Origin of the sequence: Ensifer sp. NM-2, from assembly GCF_003024455.1 — a bacterium.
Lineage (GTDB): Bacteria > Pseudomonadota > Alphaproteobacteria > Rhizobiales > Rhizobiaceae > Ensifer > Ensifer canadensis.
On record NZ_PVZR01000001.1, the window covers coordinates 455,227 to 470,469 of the forward strand.

A 15,243-nucleotide genomic window follows, 5' to 3' on the forward strand; every position below is an offset into this window, starting at 1 on the left:
ATGCGGTTGAGGAAGTTTCCGAAGCGCTGCGGGTGTAGTTCAGTGGTAGAACGCCAGCTTCCCAAGCTTGATGTCGTCGGTTCGATCCCGATCACCCGCTCCACTTTTTTCTTCAATGTCAGCCCATCGCGCTTTGAGCCGGCACTCCTGCGTGCGACGGCCCGAACCGTCGGACGCCGAAGCCAGTAGCCAGCCCGGTTCCATCCGGCTAATCTTGTCATCACCCATGAATCATCTGCGGCCGCGCTGGCCGTGCGGTACCACCAAGAGACGCGCTGGCCATTGCCCATGAAAATCCACCGACTGCTGGCTCTGTGCGTGTATCTGATGGCCGGTTCGCTTGCCGCCCAGCCCAGGGATCTGCCCAATCTGTTCGATGCGCGCGAGCGCATTGCCAAGCCGGATCTGACCGGCCTTGCGCGCCTACGGTTCCTGACCACGGTGGATTTCCCGCCGTTCAACTTCATCGACCAATCGGGCAAGCTTTCGGGCTTCCATGTCGACCTGGTGCGCGAGATCTGCCGCGAACTCGATATCGAAGCCAAATGCCAGATCCAGGCGGTCACCTATGCCGAGCTGCTCCCGGCGCTGGAAGAGGGACAGGGCGAGGCGGTCGCCGCCGGCATCTCCGTCAGTCCGGAACTGCGTCAGCGCTTCGGCTTCTCCAGGCCGTTCATACGGCTTCCTGCGCGCTTCGCCGTCAACACCAAGGCAGCCGGCGCCGTCTCCGATCCGTCGGGCCTGAAGGGCAAGGCGGTGGGCGTCGTTTCCGGCACCACGCATGAGGTGATGTTCAGGGCCTTTTTCCCCAAGCTTGAAGCCAGGATCTTTCCCGATCGCGATGCCATGCTCGCCGCTCTGCAGAAGGGCGAGGTCGCAGCCGTCTTTTCCGACGGCATGCAGCTTTCCTTCTGGGTGTCCGGCAGCGCTGCCGCCGGATGCTGCGCGCTTGTCGACGGCGCCTATTTCTCGCAACGCTTTCTTGGCGAGGGCCTGACGATCATGAACCGCAAGGCCGAGCCGGCGCTGACGCAGGCGATCGATCACGCCTTGCTGGCGCTTTCGCGCAGTGGGCGGCTCGACGAGATCTACCTGCGCTATTTCCCGAACGGAATTTACTAGGAGCGTTTCAGCGGCTCCTCTGAGACAGAAACGCTCTGCAGTTTATGTCGCCAAACCGCCGCACACTTTGCGCGGACATGCTCCAAATCAACTGCGACGGAAGGGCAGGAGTAACGACCACAAAAGCTTGGTCGGCTCGCTGCGGCCATAGGCGGTCAACCCCGTTTCGATCGCATCGTCGCCCCGTCGCGGCCGATCCGTATAGGTCGAGAACAGCCGGTCCCAGATCGCCAGGTTGAAGCCGTAGTTCGAATCCGTTTCCGAGCGCTCGGTCGAGTGGTGGATGCGGTGCATGTCGGGCGTGACGATCAGCGGCCGCAGCGCCCGGTCGAGGCGGGGTGGCAGCCGCAGATTGGCATGGTTGAACATGGCAGCGGCATTCAGCACGATCTCGAACATCAGCACGGCGACGGCAGGTGCGCCGAGCGCGACGACGACGGCAATCTTCCAGATCATCGAGACGACGATCTCCAGCGGATGAAAGCGCAGCGCCGTGGTCAGGTCGACGCCCGGGTCGGCGTGATGAACCCGGTGCATTCGCCATAGGGCGGGGACCTTGTGAAAGGCGACATGTTCCAGCCAGACGGCGAAGTCGAGCAAGACGAAGGCGATTGCGCCGGCCACGAGCGGAGGAACGCCCAATGCCGGCAGCAGGCCGTATCCCCGCGCTTCAGCCCAGAGTGCCGCGCCCGTGGCAGCGGCCGGGAAGATCAGCCGCAGCGAAAGCGAGGACAGAACCAGGATAGAGAGGTTGGTAAACCAGCGGCGCGCCTTCAGCGCCTTTTGCAGTTCCGGCCGCTCCAGCCTCGGGTGCAGAAGCTCGAGCGCCGCCATGGCGGCAAAGACCGAGAGAAAGGCCAAAAGGCGCCACATGGGTTCGGTCACGCCGAAAAGCTGCATCCCTCAGGCCTCGCTGCCGTTTTTCGGTGAAGCGATATCACGCTTCGGCAGGAGAGCGCCAAGACACGTTGACGTGAACCGGCCGGATCGGCCCGCCGTTACCTGCGGAAGCGGGCGAGCGCGCCGCGTTCGATTGCAGCGCAGGTAAGCTTGTCGAGGCCGAGGCGATCACGCAGCAACTGCAAAAGGCGGATCTCCTCGTTGCGGATGCGCTGGTCGGCGGCCGCAATCTCGACGGCGAGCGCATAAGCCGTCTCGTAAAGCCTCTCCGGCAGCGCCTCGCGAACGATCTCAAGCACGATGTCGAGGCCTTCAGGGGCGGCAAGCTGGGCTGAGCATTCGTGGCCGACGAGCACAAGCTGGTCCTCGTCGAAGCCTTCGAAGGCGGGAAGAAACTGCACGAGCCTGCCGATGCGCGCGAACTCGTCGTCGCTCATCTCCCGGTCGACCGCCGACATCATCACCATGACATAGACAAGGGCTTCGTGCTGGCTGAGGTTGGGTGGCATGGAGGCTTTCCGCAAAGTGTCTGCTGCAGCGACGTCTGCGCGTCTAATAAGACGCGCGGCGCTGTAGGAAGAACTGGTGTGTTCCGCCGTTCCTTACAAGTCCGGTGCCGCTTCGTCCATCGTTGCAGCGGCGCTCGGATCGTCGAACGGCATCGGCGTTTGGCGAAAATCGCGCGGGTCATCGCCGTAGAAGCCAAGCCTTGACTTGCGTGCCGCTTCGGCCTGCTCTTCAAGCACCGAGCCCGGCAACGGTGTCGCCCAGCCATTGGCAACCAGCCAGGCGGCAGGATCCTGGCCGCCGACGGTGCACCGGGCGGTGACGGTCTCGCCCGTTCCGTCTCCGGGGATGTCGCAGTTGACCGCACGGGCACGCAGGAAGTTGCGGAAGGCGGTCCGGGCGACCATGCCGCAGGGCCAGCTTTTGCCGGCGCTTTCGCAGGTCCGTTCCGCCGCTTCCGGCTCGATGCCGTCGAGTTGCAGTGTTATCTTGCCGAAGCGGATGAGCCCGGCGGCGAGCGCCATCGGCTGTTGGAGGACCGTCGGCGCCTTCGGCTTGTCCCTGTCGGTATCCGACAGCGGCGTTCGCGGTTCTATGCGTTCGAGTGGCTTCGTCGTGACTTCGTCGGGCAGACCAAACTGTTGCGGTTCGATGGCGCGGGCAGTGGTCTCGGTCGAGTGGGAGCTGCTTTCGCTCTGGCCACCATCAGGCACCGTGTCGTTCTGTTCAGGGGCCGTCATGTCGAACGGCACGTCTTCGGCGCCGACCTCAGGCTGCGTTTCCCCCATGTCGGGCGTTTCGAGCACGAAGTCCGGCGTGGCGCCACTTTCCCGGTCGCGGATCGTCGTGGCGCCGGCATAGAGGATGCCGGTATAGAGCGCTATGGCGGCAATCCCGCCTGCCAGGGTGACCAGTTGCTGCCGCATCAGGAAAGATGTCCTATTGGCTGGCCCAGATGATCCGGGCAATCCATTCGACTTCGCTCATCTCGAAACTCCGGTTGGGATGTTCCGGATTGAGCGATAGCAGTTCGATATTGCGTGGAGTATGCCGCACCAGGATTTTCGCCATAACCTCGCCTTCGCGGGTCTTGACCACGACACGGTCGCCGCGCCGGACCTGCGCGCCCGGGTCGACGATCAGAACGTCGCCGTCGCGATAGAGCGGCAGCATGCTTTCGCCCTGGATCTCGAGCGCATAGATGCCGGCGCGTCGCTCGGCCGCCGCCGGGAAATCGACGACGTCCCAGCCCTGGCCGGCCGGAAACCCGCCATCGTCGAAGAAGCCGCCAGCGCCAGCCTGGGCAAAACCGATCAGCGGTATGGCGGGTTTATACGGCTCGGTTCGGGCGGCGTCAGGGCGCATCAGCGCCATGAACTGGTCGATGGTCGCACCGGTCGCATCCAGCACCTTGGCGATCGATTCCGTCGACGGCCAGCGCTCGCGGCCATCGGCGGACTGGCGCTTGGATTTGTTGAAGGACGTCGGGTCGAGCCCGGCGCGGCGCGCAAGCCCGGACGGCGAGAGCTGGTGGCGCTCGGCCAACGCATCGATGGCGTGCCAGATGGTGTCGTGTGACAGCATGAATGTCTGTTCCGCGGCAGGGCGGCGACGGCCGCACGTCCTTATTCGACAGTAGATTAACCAAGCCGGCCAGGGTGGTAAAGAACAGGGAGGAAAATAATCCTTGGTCGTTCCGATTGAAATAGAGTGGCCCGCTTCTATAGTCCTTGTCGTTGCTTGAGTTTAGCCGGCGAGGGGGCTCATTTGTTGGCGGTGCTGAAATCCGAACGTCTGCTGTTCGCCGCCTTGGTTGCCGCGATTGCCGGTTTTGTGCTGGAGCACCCCTTGCTCGAAATGGGGCAGGTAGCTTCGCTCGTTGGGGCGGCCGCATTGGTGGGTGCGATCGTGCTGGCGTCGATGCGGGTCGCCCATCACGCCGAAGTCCTCGCGGCCAAGGTCGGCGACCCCTATGGCACGATGATCCTGACGCTGTCCGCCGTGCTGGTGGAAGTGATCATTCTGGCGATCATGATGACCGGCGAGAGTTCGCCGACGCTGGTGCGCGACACGATCTATTCCGCCGTGATGCTCGATATCAACGGCATTCTCGGTCTTGCCGCGCTGCTTGGCGGGCTGAAACACGGAGAGCAACCCTACAACGACAATTCCGCGCGCACCTACAGCGTCATGATCCTGACGGCGATGGGCATTTCGATGGTCGTGCCCGAATTCGTGCCGGCCGCGAGGTGGCACTTCTATTCCGCCTTCACCATCGGCGCGATGATCATGCTCTACACGCTGTTCCTGCGCATGCAGGTGGGGGTGCACAGCTACTTCTTCAGCTACAGCTACCCCCGGGCGAGGAGCGACGGGATTGATGATGCCGGTGAACCCGACGAGCCGGTGCTGCCGTCGATCGTGATCCTGCTCATTGGCGTGGTGCTGATCGGCGCGCTTGCCGAAATCATGTCGGGGCTGCTGACCTCAGGCCTCAAGGGGAGCGGCGCGCCGCCGGCCGTCGCCGCCATCGTCGTCGCCGCAATCTCGGCGTCGCCCGAGATCATGACGGCGATGCGTGCAGCACTTGCCAATCGCATGCAGGCGGTCGTCAACATCGCGCTCGGAGCATCGCTGTCGACCGTGATCCTGACCGTGCCGGTGATGGAGGCGATTGCGCTTTACACCGGCCAGCCTTTCATCATGGCGATGTCGCCGGTGCAGACGGTGATGGTGGCGATCACGCTGATCGTTGCAGCGATCAATCTCAACGACGGTCAAACCAATGCCATCGAGGGCATGACGCATTTCGTGCTGTTTTCCACCTTCGTCATGCTTTCGGCTATCGGTTTGTAGTCCTCAAGCGACCGCGTTTTCCCTGGTCTTGCGGGCGACGACATCCTCAAAGGCTGCCTGCAATGTCGCGCGCACGCGCGGCGGACCATCGAGGGCCAGTCCGAGATGCTCGTAGCGAAGCTCGTCCATGAAGCGGTTCCAGAGCTCAGGCCCGCCGGTTTCCATCAGTTCGGCCCGGATGCTGAGCTCTTCGCTGACGGGCAGGTAGCGCCGCCCCCAGGCGCCGAGATGCGCCATGATCGGCACCAGCGCGATGGTCATTTCTGTGAGGCTGTAGATGGCCTTCTGCTTGTGCGTCGGGTCATCCGTCTTGGTCAGCATTCCCTGCTCGACAAGCATCTTCAGCCGATCAGCAAGAATGTTCGACGAGATGCCCTCCTGCGATCGCAGCAGTTCGCGGAAGTGCCTTTTGCCCCCGAAGATCATGTCGCGGACGATCAGCAGGCTCCATTTGTCGCCAAAGACCTCGAGCGAGAGATTGATCGGGCAGCCGGAGCGATGATCGTCTTTCATTGGGGTCCTTTCAAAACTGCTTGCATTATTGCATCAGTGGAATTATCTTGCAACTGCTTTCAAAATGAAATCAGTTATCTGGCTGCGCGCGGAAGCGCTGGTGCGTCTGCGCAAATGGATCGAAGAGGAGAAGATCATGAGTGCCAATTCCGTGGAACATGCGAGCTTCACCATCGAACGGGTTTTCAAGGCGACGCCCGAACAGGTCTTTCGCGCCTTCGCCGATCCGGCGGCGCACGACCGTTGGTTCGTCAAGGCGGACGGGTGGCCGGTCGCCGAATATAGCCACGACTTCCGCGTCGGCGGGCGCGAGAGCGGCCGCTTCAGCAAGGACGGCAAGACCTTCTATCACAACGACACTGTTTACCTCGATATCGTCGAGAACCGGCGCATCATCTCGGCCTATACGATGGCTGAGAACGAGCGGCGGATTTCCGCTTCGGTGGCAACCGTCGATATCCAGCCGCACGGCGCCGGCACGCGTATCGTCTTCACCGAGCAGGCGGCCTTTCTTGATGGGCTCGACCAGGTCGCCTATCGGCGTGAGGGCTGGGAAGAGTTGATCGCCGCGCTTGGCACCGAACTCGGCGAGACGGCGGAAGCCGCCTGATCTGCCATCGCTGCGGATCTGCGGCATTAAAGCATCGTTGCCAGCGCGCTGCCGGCGATGCCGAAGGAGAACACCGCGAGACAGACGGCGGCAATGCGGCGCGGCAGATTGGACATGTGCGCGCCGCGCGACAGCCGGATGAGCATGGCGCCGGCGCCGATCCAGAACGAGCCGGCGACAACGACGAGCAGCGAAAACCCTGTGATCCACGGTATCGTCGCCACCAGTCCGGTCTGCGGCAAAAGCACCAGGGCTACGATCAGGGCCTTGGGATTGAGAAGCGTCGTAACGAACACCCGTTGGGTGGTGATCTCGGGCGAAGCCCGGTTGTCGTCACCGGTGGTCCACAGTGCATAGGCGAGGAAAAGGACCCAGAAGGCAGCCACGATCCGGAGCGCGAGCCCGATCTGCGGATGCGCCGCGAGAAATGGCGCAAGCAGCGCCACGGCTGGAATGATCACCGCGAGATAACCGCCGAGTTCGCCTAGGAGCAGCTGCGCCGAGCGCCGAAAACCGACCGCGGCGCCGGAGAGCCAGAGCAAGGTGTTCGTCGGGCCCGGCGTCGCCAAGAGGACGAGGGCGGAAAGGGTGAAGGCGAGCGGTTGCATCATCGAGGATCCGGTTTCGCGGCGATATTGCGGTCATGTACAGCATCGCGCATCAATCTGGATACGCTCCTGTTGCCGCCGCACTGAGACTTTCTGCATAACTCCCGGGACCGACCCCGACCTGGTTGCTTCATGCGTAGCGAAGAGGCCGGTCCGGGGCCTTGATCTCCATCAAGCGAAAGTACGAACACACTCCAAGATTTCGCCACAGCGCAGGCTGCCGCCACCTCTTCCGCCTTGAGCGGCGGCGCGCTATCAGACGGGCGCTGCCGCCTTTTCTCCCGGCTGCCATCGGGGCTTTCCATGAACAAGACAGTGCTTTCCGGCATCGTGATGACGACGTTTTCCTATTTGCTGTTCTCGCTGCAGGATGCGTCGGTCAAATGGCTGGTGGTCGGCTATTCGGTCTGGCAGATCCTGTTTACCCGCAGCATCACCATTCTCCTCCTGTGTCTGGTGATCGGCCGGGGCAGGCTCGTGCGCCGCGCGATCTCGTCGCCCGTCGTCAAGCCGCTGTTCGTGCGCAACCTGTTGCTGCTGGCCGCCTGGCTTTCCTATTTCAATGCGGCCCGCGATCTCGCCCTTGCCGAAATGACCACGCTTTATTACGCCGCGCCGATCGTGGTGACGCTGCTGGCCGTCCCGATCCTCAAGGAAGACGTGCCACCAATCCGCTGGTTCGCGGTGCTGCTCGGCTTCATCGGCGTGCTGATCGCCTGCGATCCGCTTGGAACGGGCATGAGGCTCTCGCTGCCGGTTTTCCTGGCGCTGATGGCCGCCGTGTTCTGGGCGATCGGTACGGTGATGCTGCGCAAGACCGCGCTCCAGGAGACGACACTGACGCAGATGACGATCTCCAACGTCTTCTTCATCGCAATGACCGGGCTTGCCGTCGGCTTCTACTGGACGCCGCCGGCGCTGTTCGATCTCGCGCTGATGGCGGGCACGGGGGTGATCGCCGGCATCGCGCAATATGCGCTGTTCGAGGGCATGCGCCGGGCGCCGATCTCGGTGATCGCACCGTTCGAATATACCTCACTCGTCTGGGCCTTCGGCCTCGGCTTCCTGATCTGGGGCGATATTCCGGCGAGCAACGTCTTTGCCGGCGCCGGCCTTATCTTCGTCGCCGGACTGACGATCATTGTCGGCGAGCGCTTGGCCCATCGGCGGGTGGTTGCCGAGGTTTAGCCCGCCTCAAGCAGCGGTAGCTCGATTGTCCAGCTGGCATGATGCCATCGGCCCGGTCTGCTCCAGCATTGCTACACCGAATTCGGCCACCTCGCCAAAGTCCTGACGTCGCTTTACTGGGCCGATCCGGCCAATCGCGCCGATGCGCCGGTGCTTTGGTAGCGCCCGACGGCAGCAGTGACTGCGCAGAAGATTGCCGGCGCGCGGCAACGTTCTCTCCTCCGCGCTCCTCGGGCTTGACGCAAGGACCGATCGGTTAGCGCCGCGAACGGGTCTGGATCCTCGGGTCAAGCCCGAGGATGACGGGTGGAGGGCCGGCTGAAGACAAATGCTACCGAAGTGATGCTCAAAGTGCGTTCAGTGCCCCATGTCGCGGTGCCGGAACGCTTCATTTTCCCCGACGGGAAGACGTTTCTCTGCGCCAGCGTTCGCGACGCGGACAGGCACCAAGGGAAGCCTGCCAGAGTAGAAGACGCACCTATTCTCGGATCAAAAGGAAATCGGCTCGTCCTCCGACAGTCATCCTCGGGCTTGACCCGAGGATCCATGCGCCCGAGCAATAACGCAAGGGTGTATTGCGAGGATCATTGGTCCTCTCTTATCCCGGTTGTTTTCCCGCATCACCAATGCATCTCGCCACTCCGATCTGGACTTGACCAGAACGAGCAGCGGCCATCACTATTCGCGCGCATGGCGGGCTATGTCTACATCGTGACCAATCAGAAGAAAGGGACGCTCTACATCGGCGTAACATCCGATCTTGCGCGCCGGATCTATGAGCATCGCGAAGGCTTGATGCCCGGGTTCACTTCAAAATACGGGTGCGCCCGGTTGGTTTGGTACGAAGAGCACCTTCAGATCGGCTCTGCAATCCAGCGTGAGAAATCTCTGAAGCGCTGGTATCGCCAATGGAAACTCGACCTGATCGAGCGCATGAATCCGGACTGGCGCGATCTCTATGAGGAATTGTGGTGACAAATTGGCGAGGGTCGCTTCTGCGGCACCTTATGTCGCGATGTAGCCAACTCATCTGAGATTTCCAACAAACGAAAACAGGCTCCGTGAGGAGCCTGTCTGCATGTTCGGTGGGATCTTTTACGCCGCCTGCTTCTTCTCGCCGTAGGGGTCGAAGCGGCCGTAGAAGGTTTCGCCGCGTTCGGCCATTTCCTTCAGCAGTGCCGTCGGCTTGAAGTGGCTGCCATAGTCCTTGGCAAGCTTCTCGCACATCTTGACGAAGGCCTTGGCGCCCATGCCGTCGATGTAGGAGAGAGTGCCGCCGGTGTAGGGCGCAAAGCCGAAGCCGAGGATCGAGCCGACGTCGGCTTCGCGCGGATCGGTGACGATGCCTTCTTCCATGGTGCGGGCCGCTTCGAGCGCGATCGTTGCCAGGAAGCGCTGCTTCAGCACCTCGACGTCGATCTTGTCGGCATTCTCTTGCGGATAGAGCGTCTTCAGCTCCGGCCACAGGTACTTCTTCGCGGGCTTTGCCGGATATTCGTAGAAGCCCTTGCCGTTCTTGCGGCCGCGACGGTCGAGGTCGTCGACCATCTTGTTGATCAGCGCCATGTGCTTGGGATCGACGGCCTTTTCGCCGAGATCGGCGACGGTGGCTTTCAGGATCTTCTGGCTGAGGTCGATTGCCACTTCGTCATTGAGCGACAGCGGGCCAACCGGCATGCCGGCCATCTTGGCGGCATTTTCGATCATCGCCGGCGGCACGCCCTCGATCAGCATGTCATAGGCTTCGTGGATGTAGCGGAAGACGCAGCGGTTGACGTAGAAGCCGCGCGTGTCGTTGACGACGATCGGCGTCTTCCTGATCGCGGCGACATAGTCGAGCGCGACGGCGAGCGCCTTGTCGCCGGTCTCCTTGCCGAGGATCACTTCCGTCAGCATCATCTTCTCGACCGGCGAGAAGAAGTGGATGCCGATGAACTGGCCGGCACGCTTCGAGTTCTTCGCAAGGCCGGTGATCGGCAGCGTCGAGGTGTTGGAGGCAAAGATCGTGTCTTCGCCGATCACCGCTTCCACCTTCTCGATCACGTCCTTCTTGACCTGGCGGTCTTCGAACACGGCTTCGACGACGAGCCCGACATCCTTCAGGTCGTTGTAGTCTGCGGAGGGCGTGATGCGCGCAAGCAGCGCTTCGCCTTCTTCCTTGGTCAGGCGGCCCTTGCCGACCGAATCCTTGACCAGGCCCTCCGAATGGGCCTTGCCCTTGGTCGCCGCTTCCATGTCGCGGTCGATCAGCGTGACGGCGATGCCGGCGGCGGCCGTCACATAGGCGATCGAGGCGCCCATGAAGCCGGCGCCGACGACGCCGACATGCTTGAACTCGGACTTCGGCACGCCGGCCGGGCGGCGGGCACCCTTGCCGAGTTCCTGCATCGAGACGAACAGCGAGCGGATCATCGAGAAGGCTTCGGTCGTCTGAAGGATCTCGGTGAAGTAGCGCTGTTCGATCTTCAGAGCCGTGTCGAAGGGGACCTGCAGGCCCTCATAGACGCATTTGAGGATCGCGATCGCGCCTGGGTAGTTGCCTTGCGTCTCGCGGCGCAGGATACCGGAGGCAGCCGGCCAGAGCTGGGCCGAGGCCGGGGTCCAGATGCCGCCGCCGGGTACCTTGTAGCCCTTTTCGTCCCAGGGCTGGACCGGCTTCAGGCCGTTCTTGATCATCGCCTTGGCAGCCTCGACCAGCTTGTCGGCGTCGACGACTTCATGCACCAGGCCAAGCGCCTTGGCGCGCGCCGCGGTCAGCGACGAGCCGGTGGTCATCATCTGCAGCGCGTCCTGCGCGTTGGTCAGGCGCGGCACGCGCTGGGTGCCGCCGGCGCCGGGGAAGATACCGACCTTGACTTCAGGCAGGGCGATCTTGACCGACTTGGAGTTCGAGGCGACGCGGCCGTGGCAGGCGAGCGAAAGCTCGAAGGCGCCGCCCATGCAGGTGCCGTTGATCGCCGACACCCACGGCTTGCCGGAGGTTTCGAGCTTGCGGAACAAGCCGGTCATGCGGCCGACGAGGTCGAAAAGCTTCTGGGCGGCGTTATCAGGGTCCTTCTTCTTTTCTTCCTGCTGGAAGGTGAACATCGACTTGATCATCGAGAGGTCAGCGCCGCCGGAGAACGACGACTTGCCCGACGTGAAGACGACGCCCTTGACGGCGGCATCGGCCGTCGTCTCGTCGACGATGGCGTTCAGCTCTTCCATCACCTCCTGGGTGAAGACGTTCATCGACTTCTCAGGCATGTCCCAGGTGACCAGGGCAATGCCGTCGGCATCGGTCTCGATCTTGAAATTGGTATACTTCGTCATGGTTCTCCCCCTCAGTAGAGAATGGGTTCGATGCGCAGCGAGATATTCGATCCGCCGCTGTAACGTTGTTTGGTGGTGTTGGTGGCGATCAGCCTGCCGTCGCGCTCGACGCTGATGGTGAAGCCGGCATCGGCGGCCTTGTCGAGTTCGGGCTTCGGCACCTGCAGCACGAAGGGCACACGGTTTGCCTTGCCGTCGCTCGAAACGGACGTTTCGGCGATCAGCTTGGCGGCCACATCCATCACGCCCTGCTCCTCGAGCCGGATGGTGACGGTGCCTGCCGGAACCGGGCCGTTGGCGACATTGGAGATCGCACCGGTCAGCGTGAAGCTGTCGCCGCCTTCGTCTTCGGAGACGCAAGCTGAGACTGCAAGCAGCCCCAGCCCCATCAGCCCGAGAAGCGTGCGGCGCGTGGCTACCATCGTCAGACCCTTTCGATGATCGTTGCGGTGCCCATGCCGGCGCCGATGCACAACGTCACCAGCGCGGTGTTGAGATCGCGCCGTTCCAGCTCGTCGAGCACCGTGCCGAGGATCATCGCACCGGTAGCGCCGAGCGGATGGCCCATGGCGATCGCGCCGCCGTTGACGTTGATCTTGTCGTGCGGAATGTCGAAGGCCTGCATGTAGCGCAGCACGACCGCGGCAAACGCCTCGTTGAGCTCGAAGAGGTCGATGTCGGAGAGCTTCATGTCGGCGCGCTTAAGCAACTTCTCGGTCACGTCGACCGGGCCGGTCAGCATCAGCGCCGGGTCGGAGCCGATATTGGCGAAGGCGCGGATGCGGGCGCGGGGTTTGAGGCCCATGCTTTCGCCGCCGGCCTTGGAGCCGAGCAGCACGGCCGCGGCGCCATCGACGATGCCCGACGAGTTGCCGGCATGGTGCACGTAGTTGATCTTCTCGATTTCCGGATGCGCCTGGATGCCGACGGCTTCAAAGCCGCCCATCTCGCCCGGCATCTGGAACGACGGGTTGAGCGAGGCGAGCGCCTGCATGTCGGTGCCGGGACGCATATGCTCGTCGCGGTCGAGAATGGTCAGCCCGTTCTGGTCCTTCACCGGCACGACCGACTTCTTGAAGTAACCCTTTTCCCAGGAATGCGCTGCGCGCTTCTGGCTTTCGACGGCGTAGGCATCGACGTCGTCGCGGCTGAAGCCGTACTTGGTGGCGATCAGGTCGGCCGAGACGCCCTGCGGCATGAAATAGGCCGGCAGGTTGACGGACGGGTCCATGAACCAGGAGCCGCCGGACATGCCGAGGCCGACGCGCGACATGCTCTCGACGCCGCCTGCAATGACGATGTCGTCGGCGCCCTGGGCGATCTTCGCCGCGCCGAAGTTGACGGCATCGAGACCCGACGCGCAGAAGCGCGAGATCTGCATGCCGGGCGCGCGGGTGGAATAGCCTGCTTCGAAGGCGGCTGCCTTCGGGATAACCGCGCCGGCATCCATCACCGGATCGACGCAGCCCATGATGATGTCGTCGACGGTTGACGTATCGAGCCCGTTGCGATCGCGCACGGCCTCCAGCATCTTGGCCGCAAGGCGAACGGACGGCACTTCGTGCAGCGAGCCGTCCTTCTTGCCACGGCCGCGCGGCGTGCGCACGTGGTCGTAAACGAAGACTTTCGTCATGTCTCATCTCCCTTTCGGCAGCACCTGATGGTGCCGCCCGTCAAACACTTACAGCGCGGCGCGTCAGACGCGCTAAGGACGCTGTAACACTTTAAACTTGCTGCATAATTTTACGCCTAGATCGGATCCGATTTAAGGAATCATGCAGTAGAAATCGGAACGCGGCGAAATCAGAACGCCGCCGCGTCGAGCGCCATCAGCGTGTCGGCGCCAGTCTCGATGCGGGCCTTGCGCAGCGCCGTTTCCGGCAGAATTCTCTCCATGAAGAACGTCGCGGTAATCAGCTTGTTCTTCAGATAGTCCGCGCGTGCCGTTTCGCCAGAGGCCAGTTTTTCCTCGGCGGTCTTGGCGATCTTCGCCCACATGTAGCCGAGCACGACCAGACCGAAGAGGTGCATGTAGTCGGTCGAGCCGGCGCCGGCATTGTCGGGCTTGGCCATGGCGTTCTGCATGAACCACATGGTGGACGCCTGCAGGTCGTTGAGGCCTTTCTTCAGCGCCTTGGTGTAGGTGGAAAGCTTCTCGTTACCGCGGTTTTCCTCGCAGAAATCGCCGATTTCCTTGAACAGCGCCATGACGGCACGGCCGCCGTTGAGGCCGAGCTTGCGGCCGACGAGGTCGAGCGCCTGGATGCCGTTGGCACCTTCGTAGATCATCGCGATGCGGGCATCGCGGACATACTGGCTCATGCCGTGTTCTTCGATGTAGCCGTGACCGCCGAACATCTGCTGCGCCATGACCGCGTGGTCGAAGCCCTTGTCGGTCAGGACGCCCTTGAGGATCGGCGTCATCAGGCCGAGGATGTCGTCGGCCGTCTGGCGGTCGGCGTCATTGTCGGAGCGGTGGGCGATATCGGATTTGAGAGCAGTCCAAAGGGTAAAGGCGCGTCCGGCCTCGTTGAAGGCGCGGATCGTCATCAGCGTGCGGCGCACATCCGGATGCACGATGATCGGGTCGGCCTTTTTGTCCGGCGCCTTCGGGCCGGAAAGCGAGCGGCCCTGGATGCGGTCGCGGGCATAGTTGGCGGCGTTCTGGTAGGCGATTTCGGCGACCGACAGGCCCTGCAGGCCGACACCGAGACGGGCTTCGTTCATCATCACGAACATGGCGTTGAGGCCTTTGTTCTCCGTGCCGATGAGGTAGCCTTCCGCCTCGTCATAGTTCATGACGCAGGTCGAGTTGCCGTGAATCCCCATCTTGTGCTCGATGGCGCCGCAGGAGACGCCATTGCGCTCGCCCGGCTCGCCGTCGGCGGTGAGCTTGAACTTCGGCACGATGAACAGGGAAATGCCCTTCACGCCATCCGGCGCGCCCTCGATGCGGGCAAGCACCAAATGGATGATGTTCTGCGACATGTCGTGTTCGCCGGCGGAGATGAAGATCTTCTGGCCGGAAATCTTGTAGGCGCCGTTGCCATCGGGCACGGCCTTGCTGCGCAGGAGGCCGAGGTCGGTGCCGCAATGCGGCTCCGTCAGGTTCATCGTGCCGGTCCAGGTGCCGTCCACCATCTTCGGCAGATAGGCCCGCTTCTGCTCATCCGAGCCATGGACGAGGATCGCAGCGATCGCGCCCTGGGTCAGGCCGGGATACATCGTCAGCGCCATGTTGGCCGAGGACATATATTCGCCGACGGCGGTGTGCAGCGTGTAGGGCAGGCCCTGGCCGCCGAATTCCTCTGGCACCGAAAGCCCGAGCCAGCCGCCTTCGCGGTAGAGATCAAAAGCCTGCTTGAAGCCCTTGGGCACGCTGACCGAGCCGTCGTCGTGCCGCTTGCAGCCTTCCTGGTCGCCGGAAAGATTGACCGGAAACAGCACTTCTTCCGCAAGCTTGGCGGCTTCGCCGACGATTGCTTCGATCATGTCGGGCGTCGCATCGGCAAAGCCGGGAAGGTTGTTGTATCGCTCGATGCCGAGCACGTCGTTCAGAATGAAGAGAGTATCGTCGACCGGTGCCTTGTAGGTGGGCATTCTTTCCTCGCCTTTTTCGCTTTCGGA

At 62.6% G+C, this 15,243-nt stretch carries 15 protein-coding genes and 1 tRNA gene; 6 read left to right on the forward strand and 10 right to left on the reverse strand.

All coding sequences use genetic code 11. The features are described 5' to 3' along the window. Window positions 1-28 precede the first annotated feature (28 nt). Together C6558_RS02290 and C6558_RS02295 are read left to right on the forward strand one after the other, a co-directional pair. A tRNA-Gly gene (locus C6558_RS02290) sits at window positions 29-103 on the forward strand. A gap of 185 nt (window positions 104-288) precedes the next feature. Further along, the gene (locus C6558_RS02295) at window positions 289-1,122 is read left to right on the forward strand and encodes a transporter substrate-binding domain-containing protein (RefSeq protein WP_038575856.1); all 834 of its coding nucleotides are present in this window, start codon (window positions 289-291) and stop codon (window positions 1,120-1,122) included. 87 nt (window positions 1,123-1,209) lie between these two features. Here the strand turns inward: C6558_RS02295 and C6558_RS02300 are convergent, their stop codons facing one another. The 4 genes from C6558_RS02300 to C6558_RS02315 all read right to left on the reverse strand — a co-directional run bounded on the left by C6558_RS02300 (window position 1,210) and on the right by C6558_RS02315 (window position 4,113). Continuing rightward, window positions 1,210-2,022 carry a sterol desaturase family protein gene (locus C6558_RS02300; protein WP_025425810.1) on the reverse strand — a complete coding sequence of 271 codons (813 nt, stop codon included), beginning with the start codon at window positions 2,020-2,022 and terminating at the stop codon, window positions 1,210-1,212. Between the two features lie 98 nt (window positions 2,023-2,120). Then, window positions 2,121-2,531 (reverse strand): tellurite resistance TerB family protein, encoded by a 411-nt coding sequence (locus tag C6558_RS02305; RefSeq protein WP_025425811.1) that lies wholly within the window; start codon window positions 2,529-2,531, stop codon window positions 2,121-2,123. Window positions 2,532-2,624: 93 nt separating this feature from the next. Beyond that, window positions 2,625-3,455, reverse strand: a complete 831-nt coding sequence (locus C6558_RS02310; protein ID WP_025425812.1) for a thermonuclease family protein — start codon at window positions 3,453-3,455, stop codon at window positions 2,625-2,627. Window positions 3,456-3,468: 13 nt separating this feature from the next. Beyond that, the gene (locus tag C6558_RS02315) at window positions 3,469-4,113 is read right to left on the reverse strand and encodes a helix-turn-helix transcriptional regulator (RefSeq protein ID WP_025425813.1); all 645 of its coding nucleotides are present in this window, start codon (window positions 4,111-4,113) and stop codon (window positions 3,469-3,471) included. A 183-nt stretch (window positions 4,114-4,296) separates the two neighbouring features. On the opposite strand from C6558_RS02315, the gene C6558_RS02320 reads away from it, so the two are divergent. Continuing rightward, the gene (locus C6558_RS02320) at window positions 4,297-5,385 is read left to right on the forward strand and encodes a calcium:proton antiporter (protein WP_025425814.1); all 1,089 of its coding nucleotides are present in this window, start codon (window positions 4,297-4,299) and stop codon (window positions 5,383-5,385) included. A gap of 3 nt (window positions 5,386-5,388) precedes the next feature. Here C6558_RS02320 and C6558_RS02325 read toward each other — a convergent pair whose 3' ends face one another. After that, on the reverse strand, window positions 5,389-5,898 hold the full coding sequence (locus tag C6558_RS02325) for a helix-turn-helix domain-containing protein (RefSeq protein ID WP_025425815.1): 510 nt from the start codon (window positions 5,896-5,898) through the stop codon (window positions 5,389-5,391). A gap of 136 nt (window positions 5,899-6,034) precedes the next feature. Here C6558_RS02325 and C6558_RS02330 point away from each other — a divergent pair, with 136 nt between their 5' ends. Then, the gene (locus C6558_RS02330) at window positions 6,035-6,508 is read left to right on the forward strand and encodes an SRPBCC family protein (protein ID WP_025425816.1); all 474 of its coding nucleotides are present in this window, start codon (window positions 6,035-6,037) and stop codon (window positions 6,506-6,508) included. 26 nt (window positions 6,509-6,534) lie between these two features. Here C6558_RS02330 and C6558_RS02335 read toward each other — a convergent pair whose 3' ends face one another. Then, window positions 6,535-7,119 carry a LysE family translocator gene (locus C6558_RS02335; RefSeq protein ID WP_225906201.1) on the reverse strand — a complete coding sequence of 195 codons (585 nt, stop codon included), beginning with the start codon at window positions 7,117-7,119 and terminating at the stop codon, window positions 6,535-6,537. Window positions 7,120-7,419: 300 nt separating this feature from the next. Here C6558_RS02335 and C6558_RS02340 point away from each other — a divergent pair, with 300 nt between their 5' ends. After that, window positions 7,420-8,304, forward strand: coding sequence for a DMT family transporter (locus C6558_RS02340; protein WP_025425818.1), 885 nt, complete (start codon window positions 7,420-7,422; stop codon window positions 8,302-8,304). Between the two features lie 690 nt (window positions 8,305-8,994). Further along, entirely contained in the window at window positions 8,995-9,279 is a 285-nt protein-coding gene (locus C6558_RS02350; protein ID WP_025425819.1) for a GIY-YIG nuclease family protein, read from the forward strand. 120 nt (window positions 9,280-9,399) lie between these two features. On the opposite strand, the gene C6558_RS02355 is transcribed toward C6558_RS02350, so the two are convergent. The 4 genes from C6558_RS02355 to C6558_RS02370 form a co-directional block, all read right to left on the reverse strand. Then, the gene (locus C6558_RS02355) at window positions 9,400-11,616 is read right to left on the reverse strand and encodes an FAD-dependent oxidoreductase (protein WP_025425820.1); all 2,217 of its coding nucleotides are present in this window, start codon (window positions 11,614-11,616) and stop codon (window positions 9,400-9,402) included. Window positions 11,617-11,627: 11 nt separating this feature from the next. Beyond that, window positions 11,628-12,038, reverse strand: coding sequence for a YbaY family lipoprotein (locus C6558_RS02360; RefSeq protein ID WP_025425821.1), 411 nt, complete (start codon window positions 12,036-12,038; stop codon window positions 11,628-11,630). 2 nt (window positions 12,039-12,040) lie between these two features. Then, complete coding sequence (locus C6558_RS02365) at window positions 12,041-13,249, reverse strand: acetyl-CoA C-acetyltransferase (protein WP_025425822.1); 1,209 nt, start codon at window positions 13,247-13,249, stop codon at window positions 12,041-12,043. 170 nt (window positions 13,250-13,419) lie between these two features. Beyond that, window positions 13,420-15,216, reverse strand: coding sequence for an acyl-CoA dehydrogenase C-terminal domain-containing protein (locus C6558_RS02370; RefSeq protein ID WP_025425823.1), 1,797 nt, complete (start codon window positions 15,214-15,216; stop codon window positions 13,420-13,422). Between the last annotated feature and the right edge of the window lie 27 nt (window positions 15,217-15,243).